The sequence below is a fragment of the Thermodesulforhabdaceae bacterium genome (assembly GCA_037482015.1).
In the GTDB taxonomy this organism is placed as follows: domain Bacteria; phylum Desulfobacterota; class Syntrophobacteria; order Syntrophobacterales; family Thermodesulforhabdaceae; genus JAOACS01.
The window spans coordinates 178751-193997 of record JBBFKT010000002.1 but is presented as its reverse complement, the minus strand read 5'-3'; the positions used below and the strand labels follow the sequence as shown (position 1 = coordinate 193997).

Sequence of the window (15247 nt, the reverse complement as noted above, 5' to 3'; positions counted from 1 at the left end):
TTTAATTGACCCCTGAATGACTTCGTCTTCAATATTGGCAGGAGAGTTAAGAATAAGCAAGCTAGAATCTAAATTTGGTGGAAGGAGTTTTATGACTTGGGGTGAAAAATTAAGAAAAGCGCTTTTTTCAGATATCAAGGATAAGAGATCTTTACACTTTCTGTGGCTTCAGCAAACTGGGCGCTTGTTATATCTTACTCTCTGGAAATTTGGCAAAGATTCCTGTTTTGATCGTGCGGCCAGTCTCACCTTTGCAACTATTATCTCTTTAGTCCCTTTCGCCGTTCTCTTTGTTAGTTTTGTAGGACTTCTAGGCGGAGGAGAGCATATCATGCGCTACGTTCATCAAAAGATTCTCCCGGCCATCGCTCCAGAATTTCAGGACGAACTTATAGACTGGTTGCAACGTTATATATCTCCCACGGCTTTCAAAGCTGGACCTGCGGGACTAATCAATCTTGTAGCCGTGATAGGGCTTTTCATGGGTGCACTCAACATCCTCGTTACGGCTGAGAGAGTTTTCAACCACATATGGAAAACCAGGGCATCACGCCCCTATTTTCAGAAAGTCACTGCTTTTTGGGTGCTTTTGACTTCAAGCCCTTTTATAATCCTTGCGTCCATATCGATTGGCAATCTAGTTGCTCCGCCGGGTGGAGCCGTTGAGGCTTTCCTTGCTCAACATTGGTGGGCTCGGTTGATCTACCGGACAATTATGCCAATAGCTGTAGAATCAACCTGCTTTGGGTTAATGTATTTTTTCTTACCTTCTGTCAGAGTCCGAGCTGTTCACGCCGTTACAGCTGGAATCTTTGCCGCCCTGCTATGGGAACTTACCAAGCGAGCTTTTTACTTTTACGTATCTCATGCTGTAGGAGTAATCAACTTTTACAAACAAATCGCAACAGTGCCTCTCTTTTTCGTCTGGTTATTCATAACCTGGATTATAATCTTGTGGGGTTGCCAACTGTGTTATGTGCTACATTATAAAAAAATCCTTATGCGCCTTCAGGAAGGCGACTACCGTGAAGGACAGATGTATTCACCTTTCTTTCTTGGCTTATTTATACTTTTCAAGCTTTACGAAAATATGGTTGGGATGCACTCTTCCTCGTCTTTGGAAGAAGAAGTAGCCAATGAACTGGATATGCTTTCCACCGAGCAGATTAAGGCTATGTTGGAGCTTTTAATAGTGCATGGTTTTGTAGTGGAAGACGGACGCAACCCAGGAAGATATATCCTGGCTCGGCATCCATCGCTGATTTATATAGACGATGTAATGCGAGTCATTTATGAAAGCGAATTTCCAAAGGAGGCACGCAGAGTTCTCAAATGTAAGGAAGGTTTAGAAAAAGGAACAACTCCTTCCATTTCTAATCCATCGGATCAGCTGATTCGTGGAGTTATTCAGAACATTGGTGACATATACGCAAGAAGGAACCTGGAAACCCTCTGGAAAGAATTTGCCAATCTAGAAAGTAGTTCTGAAGACGATAAAAGGGACATGGAAAGGTTCAAAGATTTAAAGACTCCAGCAATTCATCTATAGTGTTCTGATCCACTATTTCTAGCTTTTTTGATTTCATAAGTTCTATTTGTTTTTTGACCTCTTCTCGTAACTCTTCATAGCTTCTTTCAAAACCTTCAGTTTTGGCTCTTTTCAATATTTCGGAAGCCAAGTATAATTCTAAAGTAATTTCTTCGATATTCTTGAGAGACGCTATAAGCTTTCTAATCTTTTGACCTGTAACATCCTGAAAGCCTAACAAAGTCAGAATTTCCAGAAGTTTTCGATTAATTTGTCCTAAAATGACCTTCACTCTGCCCGAATCCTTTAATTCTCCTATAGTATTTTGTATTTCTTCAATTTTATCCTGAATCAGTTCAATAATATCCATAATATTCAAAGTCGATGTTTCAGTAATTGACAAGACGCTATCGAGAATAGACTGAGATTCACCAATTGTTTCAAATGTGCCTTGCAATAGGTTTTTATCAATCTGCAACTCCTGCTTCATTGAAAATATTTCTTTATAAATTTTACCTATTCCTGTAACCACATCATCACTAAGCCCCTTGTAGAAGTCACTATCCGCAAGAGCTCTTTTTAACGCCGCAACAACCTCTTCTTGAACCGTTCTTTGAACAATTGTTTTTATTGATGGCTCTATTCTTCTGACAATGCAATCCGCTAACTTTTCAACGACCTTTTCATCAGATTCCACCATTTCTTCTACCCCTCATCAGAATAGTACATATACATATTGCCACCTTGTTCCTTTGCCTCATACATGGCTGAGTCAGCTTTCCTTACAAGGTCAAAAAGCTCTTTCCCATCCTCAGGACAGACTGCAATCCCTATACTTACTCCCACACTTAGTTTATGCCCACCTGCCGAAAAGGGTTCCGAAAGGATTTTAATAATTCTTCTGGCTAAGAGTCCTGCATGAATCTTTTCTACGAAACCAGGGGAGATGACAAGAAACTCATCTCCTCCCCATCTAAAGCACAAATCTGTGTTTCTTAAGGATCTGAGTAGCCTCTGAGCCACACCTTTCAAAACATCATCGCCAACTTCATGCCCAAAGTTATCGTTGACCTCTTTAAACCCGTCGAGATCCATGAAGAAGATTGCCACTTTTTTTGATTTGCTAGCCTGTTCAAGCATTTTAGGTTCTACAATGTTAAGATGATGGCGACTAAGAAGACCTGTTAGTTCGTCTCGCAACTCTTCTTTAGTAAATTCCTCAAAAATGAGAAAAAAATGTTCTTTAGGCAGCGAAACAACCTGCACAAAAACCGTCTTATCAGGATTTACTCGAAGGTAGAAAGATTTTGTATCCTGACTGGTTCCTCTTGGAAGTGTGGAGAATTGGTAACCACTAAGGATGTTTTTAGTCTTTTGATTCAGGAACAAAACGTTCTCTCTGAAACCAATTCCCAAAGGATAAGGCACATATTCCGCAATTGTTTTGGACGTCAGCCTAACGAGCTCAACATCGTCCATTTTTTAGGCTCCTTTTGCCATATCAACCATTTTTTGAACCAGCTTTTTGATTCCTTCAGCTACGTGCTTAATACTTGGTCCAAGCATGTATGCAGGAGTTGTAATAATTTTGTTTTTTTCGTCAACATGTATATCATCTACCGGACATAAAAAATGCACACCTCCCATGGCTTCTATCGCACGGGCGGTATTTTCATCAGTTCCAATGGTTACTTCAGGTTTCTTAGCACTGAGCGCCTTTGCTATGAGAGCCGGCGCAATGCAGACAGCTCCTATGGGCTTTTTGGCTTCCACCATTTCTCTTAGGAGCCTTTCAACGTCAGGGTGAACGGTGGCATTTGGCCCTTTGAAGGCAAAGTCGCAAAGATTTTTAGCCGCTCCGAATCCTCCGGGTATGATCAATCCATCCAGATCAGAGGCTGATACATCTCGGACATCCTTAATCTGTCCGCGAGCAATCCTTGCCGATTCCACAAGCACATTCCGTTTTTCTGGCATTTCTTCCTGGGTCAGATGGTTAATGACATGATACTGATCCACATTAGGAGCCATGCATATAATTTCTGCTCCGGCTCTATCCAGTTCCAATAAGGTGATAACAGCTTCGTGGATTTCGGATCCATCAAAAACACCACAGCCTGAAAGCAGAACTCCAATTCTAGCCATAGCCCTTTTCCTCCTCTTTCCTTGAGTTTTCAAAGGTCAAGTGATAATAATTTACTTCGGTTTTGTTGGATTTGCAAAAATTTTTATAGGAGGAATTAACTGTGCAAATGGGTGTGGTTACTCGATTTGCTCCAAGTCCTACGGGACATCTTCACATCGGGGGAGCTAGGACGGCTATCTTCAATTGGCTTTTTTCGAGGCATCACGGGGGAAAGTTTATTTTGCGTATTGAGGACACAGATACACAGCGTTCGACGGCAGAATACACCGAATCCATTCTTGAGTCGCTCCGATGGCTTGGAATTGATTGGAACGAAGGCCCCTATTTTCAAACTCACCGCCTTGAACTTTACCAGGCCTATGCTGATAAGCTTTACAGTTCTGGTTGGGCTTACTACTGTGAGTGTAGCCCCGAAGAAGTAGAACAAAGAAGACAGGAAGCCCTTGCTAAAGGACTTAAGCCCAAATATGACGGCACCTGCAGAGATAAGGGGCTTACACCAGGACCTGGAAGAGTGCTTCGCTTTCGGTGTCCTCAAACTGGCACCACAGTGGTAAGGGACATCATCAAAGGGGTTCTTTCTTTCGACAATTCCGAACTTGACGATCTGGTTCTGATAAGAAGCGACGGCATACCGACTTACAATTTCTCCGTCATAGTTGATGATATTACGATGGGCATTACCCATGTAATTCGGGGCGATGATCATGTAAACAACACACCCAAGCAGGTGCTGCTATATCAGGCTCTGGGTGAAAAAATCCCGGAATTTGCTCATGTGCCTCTGATACTGGGACCGGATCGCAAAAGGCTCTCCAAGCGCCATGGAGCCACATCTGTTATTGCCTACCGAGAAATGGGGTTTCTTCCGGAGGCGCTTTTCAACTATTTAGTTAGACTGGGATGGTCTTACGGGGATCAGGAAATTTTTACGAGAGAAGAACTCATAGAAAAGTTTTCTTTGGAAAATGTGGGTTCTTCTGCCAGTATTTTCGATATGGAGAAACTAAGATGGCTTAACGGGCACTATATTAGACAGAAAAGTCCCGAAGAACTTGTTGACCCGCTCCTCCCATTTCTTAAGGCAAAAGGCTATCCTGAAAAGCCCAAGGATTATCTCACTAGAGCCATTCAAACCCTACAGCCTCGCTGTGCCACTCTTGCCGAAATGGCAGATGCAATGGATTTTTACATGCTGGACGAAATCTCATACGATCCCAAAGCGGCTGGAAGTTTTCTTACTCCAGAAACAGCCGGCTTTCTGGAAGAAATCATTGAGACTTTTTCGTTGAATAAGGGCAATTTTGAAGAAAAGGCTCTTGAAGAACTATTTCGCCGCCTGGCAGAAGAACGAGGCGTAAAGCTTAAGGTTATCGCTCAGGCTGTGCGTGTTGCTCTTACCGGAAGGACTGCAAGTCCCGGGTTGTTTGAAATTATGGACATTCTTGGGAAAGATATAGTGATTAGGCGCTTAAAAAAAGCTCTGGATGAAGCTCGGAAATAACCGAAATTTATAAATCTATGCTGATGAGGGTAAGGGCAATGTCCTCTTTAAGGCTGTTCGGAAATTATCCCTTATTTGGAATCTTCTTAAGCCCTTACGTTTTGATGACGCTGGAACAAGACCGTTGGTTGAAATAGCGCATCATGTATAGGGGCATGGCATGCCATGCCCCTACTACGGTAGGGCAACCACGGGTTATCGCCGAGATCTTTTTCCAACAGGTTCATGTCCTCTTTTGAAACAGCTCCTGTCCAAATGTTCTTGATCTTTTCTATATCTTATGTAAAAAAGAGTCGTTGAAGCAACCCGCATGAAGCGTTAATTTCTAGCAGTTACTCAACAAGTAAAAAGCCAGGTAAAAAGCCAGCGAAGGGCTCATAACCTCTCGAAGAGGTTTGAGCCCTTTTTGTTTTTGAAATTCTATCTCGATAAATGGAGGGTAAACATGAAAGACAGGAAACTTCTAAAAATTTTGGCTATCTTGGTTGTTGGATTATGGAGTCTTTTGGGATTTCAGGCAGGTAGTATTTTTGCTGAAACAGACTTAAAAACGTCGGAAGAAAGCCAGGAAAAGAAGAGCGAAGATTCGGAAAGGGCCCCCACCTTAGAAACAATCACCGTTACAGCTACTAAAACCGAAGTCGATCCTAGAACTGTTCCTTTTACGACTTGGTCTGTTGAGAGAAAAACTATTGATGAACAACCCAGCTTTTATATGAATAATGTAGGAGAACTTATTAGGGATCTTCCCGGTGTGCATGTAGCTCAGTATTACCCCTGGGGACCTCCCTGGATCCACCTCAGAGGCACAGGCTATTTCATAGGTCGAACGGTGTATCTGGTGGACGGACTCCCAGTTTGGTCTTTTCTTGCAACGACTCTTAATCCTCACGACATTGAACGAGTTGATGTCGTCCTTGGTCCATCTTCGGCTCTCTACGGTGCCAACGCTTCCGGTGGAGCCGTTAATTTTGTTACTCGAAGTGGCAAAAAGGATATGGGAGCTGTGGCGGAAATGACTTACGGAAGCAATGATACCTATCGTCCCCATGTTCATGTAGGAGACCAGGTCGGTAATTGGAATTACTATCTTTCCTACTCTGGAGATTACTCGGATGGCTATAAAATGAAACCCCTTGATGGTATGGTTCAACTGTGGAAGCTGGGAAAAAAACAGTATCTCGTTGATGCTTCTATGGAAGATAACGAATACAAACATTCTTTTTTCAGCGGGAAGGTGGGATGGGACAACAACTCTGGAACAAAAGCATGGTTGAGCTTCAACTTTGTAAACCGTTATCTCTATGGTGGACAGCCCAATCTGATTCTTGATGATTACGGGGATCAAGCCATTACGACAGCCCATATAGAAACGCCCATAAATTCTTTTGCTAAGTTCAAGCTCACAGCGGCATACCAATACTATGATCATCCTCAACAATACAATGTAGGACTTTCGCTTGACTCCAAAGGTAATCTACTCTTTGATCCAACTATTTCATCCAGGAGAACGTGGGAAGTAAAGCGTTACCCCGCAGAAGCTCAGGTTGACCTTTCTATATTGAAAAACAATATCTTTACCGTGGGACTCTTTGGAATTCGTGAGGATGAATACCGGCGTGATGATTTTTATAAAGATAAAAAGAGTTCGACTTATGAAGTCTCTACCGATCAAACCGCCTTTTACATTCAAGATCAGATCTTTCTTTTAGACAATAAGCTTTCCCTGATTGGCGGCATACGTTACGATAGATGGAAATTTCACGACATCTTTGTAACCGAATCGAATCCTCAGGAACCGGATAGTGTTTCCAAGGATACCTGGACATACCGTGGAGGCATAAAATATAACGTCAATGATGTGCTTTCTATCAGATCGTCGGCCGGCACTGCCTATTGGCCTGGGACACCTCTATGGTATTTTCAACGCATCACTACCGGCAAAACCTGGCGAGAGCCAAATCCTAATCTCAAACCCGAAAAGACCTGGATGGTGGATTTTGGCGCAGATTTTACCTTTGCCGAAACTAATACCATGTTTAGCGCTACAGGGTATTACGGCAGAATCCGCGATATAGTTTCCTATCGCTACGATGAAAACCCCTATGTTCAGGGGGGAACCATCATTAGAAGTCAAAATCTTGGTGAAGCTGAAATTTACGGGCTGGAACTCTATGGAAAACAAAAGCTTTTCGGGAAATTGTGGCTCACGGCGTCTCTTACATTGAACCATTCCGAAATAGTAAAGGATCCAAAAAACAAAGGACATGAACTTCGTAATGCTCCCGATTATTGGGGTAGTGTTGGGATTGCTTACCTGGATCCTGACTTTGTTAACGCTAACCTTCTAGTTCGCTTTTCGGACGACCGCTACTATGATGATGAAAATACGGAACTTCCATTTTTCCACATGAAATCTTATCAGACAGTTGATCTAAAAATTTGGCGCGACTGGAAGATAGCCTCCAACTGGGTGCTTACCACATCCATTTCAGCCGTAAACATTTTTGACGAGGACTACGAAACCGAGATCGTGTATGTAAATCCAGGGCGTTATGTTGAAGGTTTGGTTAGCGTTAAGTGGTTATTTTAATGTTTAGCATCCTTAATTAAGCAAAGCCCATCCCTACGTAGGGATGGGCAAAGCTAGTGGCTTATATTAACCATGAAGAAGTGGATGATTACTGTATTGATCCTGATACCCGCTGTTTCCATGGGAAACACCTTGACCATTGGTATAGGAAGAAGTTTCTACGATGGTCAGGAAAGCCCAACCTTTCTTCATGGTTCTACCAGATCCTGGGAAGCTCTCGTCGATCTTGACGATCAACTCCAGCCTGTTCCATGGCTTGCCGCATCATGGACCAGTAGCCCTGACAAGCGGACATGGACTTTCACAATCAGAGAAAATGTAAGATTTCATAATGGTGATCCCCTTAGAGCCCAGGATGTAGTAGCATCTATTAGAAGACTTAAACTAAATCCCAAGTTCGATCCTCTCGGTAGGTATGAAATATTGGAAACCATTGAAGCACTTGATGAAAGGCATGTGGTTTTCAGGCTATCTCGCCCCTGTGTCTTTTTCCCTAGTCTTGTGGCTTATTACGGAAGTCCCATATTTCATCCTTCTAGCTGGGATGAAAGGGGAAGGATCAAGAGATTCATTGCTACAGGACCTTATAAACCAGAAACCATCATTCCCGATGAGCGGATAACTCTTGTAAGAAATGACGACTACTGGGGCATGGGCCCTCCTTATGAGCGCATTACCTTTCGTGTCCTTCAGGATCCCTACGCTCGATTGATTGCCCTGGTCTCAGGTAATATCGATGCAATTATTGATGTTGGTGGCATATTGCCAGATCAAGAACGAGTTCTACGCAATTATCCAGGTATGGTAGTAAAGTCTCGCGAGGTAGCCACAACCCACTATCTTATTTTCAACACTGGTCGATCTCCTTTTAATAACAGAGATTTTCGAAAATGGCTTGCTGGAACTATTGACCGTCAAGCTATCATAGATAGCCTATTAAATGGTGTTGCCGTCATCGCTCTAGACCCCTACACCAGGTTGAACAAAAGCTGGAATTTTCCCCTTCTCAAATTTGCCCCCTTCCCTTTTCCTGACGAATATTTAAATATCAGCTCTGATACAGTGGTGATTCTTCTACACAGTAATACTGTATCAAGATGGCCTTACCTTGAGATTGCACAGATAATTGAAAGAATCCTGGGAAACAAAAACATAAAAACTAAAATAGTTGTTAGAGAAAAGGGTCTATATTCTTCCATGATGAGAAATGGGCAATTCCATATTGCGATCCAGCCTTTTACTATGATGACAGGTGATCCGGACTGTTTTTATTCGTTTTTCCTGAATCAAACAAAATGGCGTCATGGTGAAACAGAGAAACTTATTCAGTCAGCTAAAGAAGCCCTGGATGAGAGTGTTAGAGCCGAATTATATCGTCGCCTTGAGGAAATCATGCTGGAAGAAGTTCCATTGTTGCCGCTTTTTCAAGACGTTGCCCTATACGCTTATCGCACCAGCGTAGGCCATGTTAACATGGATGCGCTTTTTAGACCAGTTTTTGGAGGTTCTGATAGTCGGTAATGAAGAAATTTAATGATTTGATAAGAAGAGAGGAATTCTGGGAAAATTTATGGCACGAGATTGTAGAAAACACTGTTGTTCTTAAGACTCAGTGGTCAAATCCTGAAAGATGGAAACAGTTCTACGATACTGTTGGTCCGATGTTCGCCGATTTATGGGGCGATTCGGAAAGGCTTGGCATGGAAATAGCGGGTCTTCTGTATCGAGAAGGTATCATAGGAGAAGAAGATCGAGTGCTCGATGTTGGATGCGGTTCTGGATGGCTCTCCCTTGGGCTCGCCCGGTTTTCCTCATCTGTAACAGCATTGGATTATTCATCCAAGATGGTTCAACATCTTAGCAATATGGTCATAAAACGCGGAATTAACAACATTTATGTAGTTAATGAGGATTTTCTGAATTTTTCCCCAGAAGAACCCTTTGACGTCGTGATCGCCGCTTTTTTTCCTCAGGCTGTATCTCCGGAAGGCATCTTAAAACTTGAGCATTTAGCTCGAAAACGGTGCGTGTTTCTGCTTCAGTATTCTAAAAGTAACATTTCTATTCAACAGAAACTTTTTGAACATATCGTGGGACAGCCACCATTATCTCCAGGATTGTCTCTCCTATTGTGGTGCTTTGGATATCTTATTACCAGGGGAAGATTTCCCGAAATAAGAAAGTGGCATTGGGAGAGTAAAATCAACATGGCGTTCGAGGAAATGCTTAGCTTCTATAAAGCCTATTTTGCTGTTTTTGGCTTTGATGAAAATGCTGTGATGGAAGCCTTCAAACGGGTTAATATATCAAGCACAAGTTTTGTCTTATCTTGTAACCTAGCAGTTTTGTGGTGGGAGAAGTAGGAGTTGAACATCATCGGTTTTATAGTACTAAGGTTTTTGAGAGTTATGGCGGTGGTTTTTGTGGTCACTTTAGCATGCGCCTTGACCGCTGCTCTGCTACCCGGCGATCCTGCCGAGCTTGTGCTAAAAGGCTTTTCGGATGCTGTTTCGGAGAAAAAAATTCTGGAAGTTCGAAGAATGTTTGAGCTTGAAACCCCACCGGTTAACAGATTCTTCAATTGGATTAAAGGTGTTCTTCTGCTAGACTTTGGCAACTCTTATAAAACCGGTGAGCCGGTGATTAAGGAAATAGGATCTCGCTTACCATCTACGATCTATTTGGCTTTGGGAACCTTGTTATGGGTTATTCCATGTTCTGTCCTTGGAGCATGGGGAAGCGTAAGGTTTGGTTTCCTCCGCCGCATTGTATCTTCGGTAAGCCTTTTGGGACTGGTAATACCAGATTACATCCTCGGGCTCCTACTCTTTTTTGGGACTTCCATAGCTCTAAAAAGCTTGGGAAAGATAGTTCCATTTCTTCCTTATTTGGTTCTTGGGCTTCCTATAGCTGCCTTCTACTTTCACGTTACTTATGCTCTTATTATTCAGGTTCTAAATTCAGACTATATACGTTTTGCCTATGCAAAAGGCTTGTCTGAGCAAACAATTTTCTTAAGACACGTTGTTCCGTCCATTTTACCTTCTCTGTTGGCTGTGTGGTCTATGAGTCTGGGAAGACTTTTGGGCGGTGCCGTTGTGGTGGAAACAATATTTGGACTGCCAGGCATAGGAAGACTCTTTGTAGAAGCCGTTTTCTCGAGAGACTACCCTCTGGTTGAAGCTTTAGTTCTCTGGAGCGGATGGATTTTTGCTTTTTTCATTTCCGCAACCGATGCAGTTCTTTACTATTTAGCCCCAAGTATTGATCGAGGCCGGATTTAGACTCAATGAAATACGAGCCGGAAATTTTAGAAACAACCCGCACATTTTCAGGTGTTTTAGCAAACTTGAAATCTAAAATCCCTTTTATCCTGCTATTGTTACTGGCTTTTCTCATTTTTGGACTTCCTCTAACCGGTATCATCCAGGATCCCTATAGAATAGACTTGAGCCATCGCTTGTTATCTCCTAGCAGGGAGTTTCCCCTTGGCACAGATGCCCTCGGGCGTTGTTTACTATCCAGAACAGTAATTGGTGGCAAAATTACCATAATTTCCGGACTTTTTGCTACTGTTCTTGCGGCTTCCCTTGGAACGATTATGGCTTTGATATCGATGATAAGACATTCCATCATTAGAGAAACCGTAACGTTGATTATGGATAGCTGGCTTGCCTTTCCCGATTTGCTTCTTGTCTTTATGCTAACTTTGATTTTTGGAGATTCTATATCCGGGTTGATCATCAGTCTGGCTCTCGCCGTATGGCCCTGGTGGGGAAGGTTTGTTCGGAACCTTCTCCTTGTGGCTTATGCTCAGGAGCATGTTATTGCTTCCAGAGTTGCTGGTGTTGGTAGCCTTCGCCTGTTTCGGTTCTCTGTCCTTCCTCAGATTTTACCACCGTTAGGATCAGCTTTTTTTATAAGATCAGCCCGTTCAATTGTGCTTTTTGGTGGGGTTGGGTTTTTGGGGTTAGGGATGCAGCCTCCTATGCCTGAATGGGGAGCCATGGTCAGGGATTCAATGCCTTTAATTTTAGGGGCTCCATGGATGATTATTGGGCCCGCCGTAGGTTTTACGATTGTTGTAGCAATTTTTCAATGGTGCGCTGTCAATATACGAAACTTTACCAATGATCGGGGTTATTCTTTTCTGTGACAGAGTTTTTTCTATGAAACTTCTAGCCGTCGAAGACCTTGATATATGGTTAACTTGGAGACTCCCTGGAGGGATGACTTCAAATCGTCAGATTGCCTGTGGTGTTTCATTTGAACTTGAATCGGGACAGGTGCTCGGCATTCTTGGAGAAAGCGGTTCGGGCAAGACCCTTCTAGCCTATAGTCTTACCGGTCTTCTGGGGAAAGGTGTGATCGTTCGCCGGGGTGTTATGTATTTCAATGGCGAAAAAATGGATCTTGCCAGATCCTCTAGCAGACTCGGTAACCTTAGAGGGCAAGGCATTTTTTTACTGCCTCAGAGTCCTGCTGGAGCTTTTCATCCGTATCGCTCTGTGGTAAATCAACTTATGGAAATAAGCCGCAACATAGATACAGAAGCCCTTCTTGAAAGGGTCGGTATTCCAAAGTCTTGCAAATCAAAGGCTCCTTTCTGTTTTAGCGGTGGTATGCAAAGAAGGATTCTACTGGCAATGGCTATGGCAATTCGCCCACTTCTTCTTATAGCTGATGAACCGACGGAAGGCCTCGACCCTGTAACCAAGTGGGAAGTGCTTTCTATTTTGGGCCATCTCATTAAGTCCAGCAATACTGCCATGATTTTTATTACTCACGATTTAGAAAGCCTTGCCGCTCTGGAAAGCCTTGTTGGAGTTGACCGCGTAAGAGTGGCTCTTTTTCATCGGGGTGTTATGGATATCCGCAAAAGCGTTATCGAATTGATAATAAAAAAATATGGCGATGATGTTTACCCAGTAGTAACCAGAACCCAAAAAGAGCAACGCAAACTTCTGGAAATCAATTCTCTTGAAAAGAGCTATGCCAAAACTTCCAAAGTTCTCGATGGAATCTCCTTTAGCTTAGAAGAAGGAAAAAACGGAGGGTTTATAGGACGAAGTGGGGTTGGAAAGACAACCCTTCTCAAATGTATAGCCGGCATCGAACCTTTTAACAAAGGAGTTCTCATGTGGGAGGGAAAAGAATTCAACCCCTTCCCTTATCGTTTCCAGGGCGAAGTTCAATTATTATGGCAGGATCCATACGTGTCTTTGAATCCTTACCTGATGAGCAAGGATATTATAGTCGAGCCTCTTGGTAATATCAAAGACGCCAAAGATAAATTGCTCGAAATAATAGAAACCGTAGGTCTTGTTGAAGATTCCCTCTATAAATACCCATGGGAACTAAGTGGAGGACAGTGTCAGAGGGTAGCTCTTGCTAGAAGCCTCATAAAAAGGCCCAGGCTCCTACTCCTCGACGAACCTTTCAGCGGTCTATATCCTCCTGATAGACGTAAGCTCACACATGTGTTGAAAAAATTCTGTTCAGAAAAAGGGATAACTCTTCTTGTTGCTTCTCACGATCTCACCGTTGTTGAAACTCTTACAAATCAAGTCTGGGTATTGGATAAAGGAATGATTGTAGAGCAAGGAGAACCACAAAAAGTCTTTATTAACCCTGCTCATTCAGAAACTGTCGCTTTAGTTGAAGCGTCTAAAAGATTCTCGAATCTTTTGAACCGATGAATAATTTTGGGGTGTCTTTTACTTTTCAACAAACTCTTATTATTTTAGCCCTAGCTGCTTTTTGATTAGATGACAAAGAGTATTTTTAATTTCTAGGTGTCTAGGAACAGGCGCTTTTTTGCCATTTTTAGGATTTACGTATATATCATGCTTCGAAGCATGCCTTTTCAGTAAACAACCAGCTTTTCAAGTTCCCTGATGAAGTCCTCTCTTTTCACACTTGAATTTCCAATTCCTTCCTAAAAACTTCACTGGGCGGCGAAAAATCCTCATCTTCCATCATAAGATAGTATGCTTCTTTTATGTTTTCCTCCAATTCCTGTAGCGTTTCTCCTTAACTAAATATTCCAGGCACCTCTTTTAATCTTCCAACATACCAACCGTCGTCAATCCAATACTCAAGAGTAAATTGCCTTACCATAAGCCAGTTACCTCATTTTCTCCTTTTAGTATTTCTTCTCACGATTAACTTTTATCCTTTTTAGGCATGGATCGACAAAGTGAGAGGGAAGTAGTTAGAGACATCCCCTTACTTAAGCTCTTACTAATTAAAGTCTGGACAATAGAAAAGAGAAAAGACAGCCAAGCGAAGGGAACTAAAGAAGAATCTTTCTCAACCCTGTTCATATAGAAACTTTCTCTTTGGTCGAAGCATCTAAAAATTTTTGGAACTTTTTGCTTAACACAGCAAAGCTTTAGCAATTTCTTGGCTTTGTGCTGAGCCTTTCTATGAGCTTTTTTTCCACGGGTTCAGGCACCAGACCTTTAACACATCCACCAGCCATAGCCACTTCTTTGATAATTCGCGAACTAATGTAGATCCATCTCATGCCCGTCATCAAAAAGAATGTTTCTACTTCCGAGTTAAGGCGTCTGTTCATTAGAGCCATTTGAAATTCATATTCAAAATCACTTACTGCCCTAAGTCCCCTCAAGATAGCTTTGGCTCCGATCTTTTTCACATAATCGACAAGAAGCCCTTCAAAAGCGTCAACTTCAACCCGGTTTTTGAGAGGAAAGTCCTCTAGCGAGGCTTTGATCAATTCAAGCCTTTCTTCAAGGGTAAAAAGGGGAGTTTTAGCGGGATTTACTGCTACAGCTATAATAATTTTATCAAAGAGTTTCAGCCCTCTCGCGAGCAGGTCGAGATGGCCGTTCGTAATGGGATCGAAAGATCCAGGATATACAGCAAGAGTACAATGGTTCATGAAGAAAAACCTCCGTCACTGTTTAATTCGAGAAAACAGACCACAGTTCTTCCAAACAGGCGTCTATCTACAATATCCCAGGTAAGCTCATCAATTATGGGCGTCTCTTTAACGTCATGTTCCACAATTACTACACCTTCATCGCTCAGCAGGGGAGGGATAGAAGCCAAAGTCGAGGAAGCAAAAGATGAATAATAAGGAGGGTCCAAGAATATGAGGTGGAACTTCTCGGAACGTTTTATAAATAAGGAAATGGCCTTTTCAGCGGGTATTGTAAAAACCAGGGACCTGTTTTCAAGATTGCAGGATGTCAGGTTTTTTCTCAAAATTTCTGATACCTTTTTATCCTTTTCCACAAAAACTGCTTCTGAAGCTCCACGACTTAGGGCTTCAATCCCTAGTGCACCGGTGCCTGCAAAAAGGTCTAGCACTCGCCTTCCCTCAACCCGTGACCTTAGAACGTTGAAAATCGATTCTCGAACCCGGTCAGTTGTCGGACGAATATTCGGAACCTTCGGAACCAACAATCTCCTTCCCTTCAAAGTTCCACCAGTAATTCGCATTTATCG

The 15247-nt window shown here is 42.6% G+C and carries 13 protein-coding genes; 8 read left to right on the top strand and 5 right to left on the bottom strand.

Going from position 1 to position 15247, the window contains the following annotated elements; all coding sequences use genetic code 11:
- The first annotated feature begins 91 nt into the window (after positions 1-91).
- On the top strand, positions 92-1549 hold the full coding sequence (locus WHS38_05195; protein MEJ5300368.1) for a YihY/virulence factor BrkB family protein: 1458 nt from the start codon (positions 92-94) through the stop codon (positions 1547-1549).
- Here the strand turns inward: WHS38_05195 and WHS38_05190 are convergent.
- From WHS38_05190 to elbB, 3 genes are read right to left on the bottom strand one after another with little or no spacing between them, the layout of a single operon-like run.
- Positions 1515-2228: a protein phosphatase CheZ gene (locus WHS38_05190; protein ID MEJ5300367.1), complete on the bottom strand. Its 714-nt coding sequence runs from the start codon at positions 2226-2228 to the stop codon at positions 1515-1517. The genes WHS38_05195 and WHS38_05190 overlap by 35 nt on opposite strands.
- 5 nt (positions 2229-2233) lie before the next feature.
- Entirely contained in the window at positions 2234-3007 is a 774-nt protein-coding gene (locus WHS38_05185) for a GGDEF domain-containing protein (protein MEJ5300366.1), read from the bottom strand.
- A gap of 3 nt (positions 3008-3010) precedes the next feature.
- Positions 3011-3673 carry an isoprenoid biosynthesis glyoxalase ElbB gene (gene elbB, locus WHS38_05180; GenBank protein MEJ5300365.1) on the bottom strand — a complete coding sequence of 221 codons (663 nt, stop codon included), beginning with the start codon at positions 3671-3673 and terminating at the stop codon, positions 3011-3013.
- A 107-nt stretch (positions 3674-3780) separates the two neighbouring features.
- On the opposite strand from elbB, the gene gltX reads away from it, so the two are divergent.
- From gltX to WHS38_05145, 7 genes are all read left to right on the top strand, one after another.
- Positions 3781-5178, top strand: a complete 1398-nt coding sequence (gltX, locus tag WHS38_05175; protein MEJ5300364.1) for a glutamate--tRNA ligase — start codon at positions 3781-3783, stop codon at positions 5176-5178.
- A gap of 445 nt (positions 5179-5623) precedes the next feature.
- A complete protein-coding gene (locus WHS38_05170; protein MEJ5300363.1) occupies positions 5624-7771 on the top strand; it encodes a TonB-dependent receptor in 2148 nt (715 codons plus the stop codon).
- Between the two features lie 72 nt (positions 7772-7843).
- On the top strand, positions 7844-9292 hold the full coding sequence (locus tag WHS38_05165) for an ABC transporter substrate-binding protein (protein MEJ5300362.1): 1449 nt from the start codon (positions 7844-7846) through the stop codon (positions 9290-9292).
- The gene (locus WHS38_05160) at positions 9292-10134 is read left to right on the top strand and encodes a class I SAM-dependent methyltransferase (protein MEJ5300361.1); all 843 of its coding nucleotides are present in this window, start codon (positions 9292-9294) and stop codon (positions 10132-10134) included. Before WHS38_05165 ends, WHS38_05160 begins: the two co-directional genes overlap by 1 nt.
- Positions 10135-10137: 3 nt before the next feature.
- Positions 10138-11055, top strand: coding sequence for an ABC transporter permease (locus WHS38_05155; protein MEJ5300360.1), 918 nt, complete (start codon positions 10138-10140; stop codon positions 11053-11055).
- 5 nt (positions 11056-11060) lie between these two features.
- On the top strand, positions 11061-11927 hold the full coding sequence (locus WHS38_05150; protein ID MEJ5300359.1) for an ABC transporter permease: 867 nt from the start codon (positions 11061-11063) through the stop codon (positions 11925-11927).
- A 13-nt stretch (positions 11928-11940) separates the two neighbouring features.
- On the top strand, positions 11941-13470 hold the full coding sequence (locus WHS38_05145) for an ATP-binding cassette domain-containing protein (protein MEJ5300358.1): 1530 nt from the start codon (positions 11941-11943) through the stop codon (positions 13468-13470).
- A gap of 695 nt (positions 13471-14165) precedes the next feature.
- Here the strand turns inward: WHS38_05145 and coaD are convergent.
- Both coaD and rsmD read right to left on the bottom strand, forming a co-directional pair.
- Complete coding sequence (coaD, locus tag WHS38_05140; GenBank protein ID MEJ5300357.1) at positions 14166-14678, bottom strand: pantetheine-phosphate adenylyltransferase; 513 nt, start codon at positions 14676-14678, stop codon at positions 14166-14168.
- The gene (rsmD, locus tag WHS38_05135) at positions 14675-15241 is read right to left on the bottom strand and encodes a 16S rRNA (guanine(966)-N(2))-methyltransferase RsmD (protein MEJ5300356.1); all 567 of its coding nucleotides are present in this window, start codon (positions 15239-15241) and stop codon (positions 14675-14677) included. Before rsmD ends, coaD begins: the two co-directional genes overlap by 4 nt.
- Positions 15242-15247: the final 6 nt, after the last annotated feature.

Bases quoted from the DNA above. Each gene is read 5' to 3' on its own strand.
- WHS38_05195 (MEJ5300368.1), top strand. From the start codon at position 92: ATGACTTGGGGTGAAAAATTAAGAAAAGCGCTTTTTTCAGATATCAAG.
- WHS38_05190 (MEJ5300367.1), bottom strand. From the start codon at position 2,228: ATGGTGGAATCTGATGAAAAGGTCGTTGAAAAGTTAGCGGATTGCATT.
- WHS38_05185 (MEJ5300366.1), bottom strand. From the start codon at position 3,007: ATGGACGATGTTGAGCTCGTTAGGCTGACGTCCAAAACAATTGCGGAA.
- elbB (MEJ5300365.1), bottom strand. From the start codon at position 3,673: ATGGCTAGAATTGGAGTTCTGCTTTCAGGCTGTGGTGTTTTTGATGGA.
- gltX (MEJ5300364.1), top strand. From the start codon at position 3,781: ATGGGTGTGGTTACTCGATTTGCTCCAAGTCCTACGGGACATCTTCAC.
- WHS38_05170 (MEJ5300363.1), top strand. From the start codon at position 5,624: ATGAAAGACAGGAAACTTCTAAAAATTTTGGCTATCTTGGTTGTTGGA.
- WHS38_05165 (MEJ5300362.1), top strand. From the start codon at position 7,844: ATGAAGAAGTGGATGATTACTGTATTGATCCTGATACCCGCTGTTTCC.
- WHS38_05160 (MEJ5300361.1), top strand. From the start codon at position 9,292: ATGAAGAAATTTAATGATTTGATAAGAAGAGAGGAATTCTGGGAAAAT.
- WHS38_05150 (MEJ5300359.1), top strand. From the start codon at position 11,061: ATGAAATACGAGCCGGAAATTTTAGAAACAACCCGCACATTTTCAGGT.
- WHS38_05145 (MEJ5300358.1), top strand. From the start codon at position 11,941: ATGAAACTTCTAGCCGTCGAAGACCTTGATATATGGTTAACTTGGAGA.
- coaD (MEJ5300357.1), bottom strand. From the start codon at position 14,678: ATGAACCATTGTACTCTTGCTGTATATCCTGGATCTTTCGATCCCATT.
- rsmD (MEJ5300356.1), bottom strand. From the start codon at position 15,241: ATGCGAATTACTGGTGGAACTTTGAAGGGAAGGAGATTGTTGGTTCCG.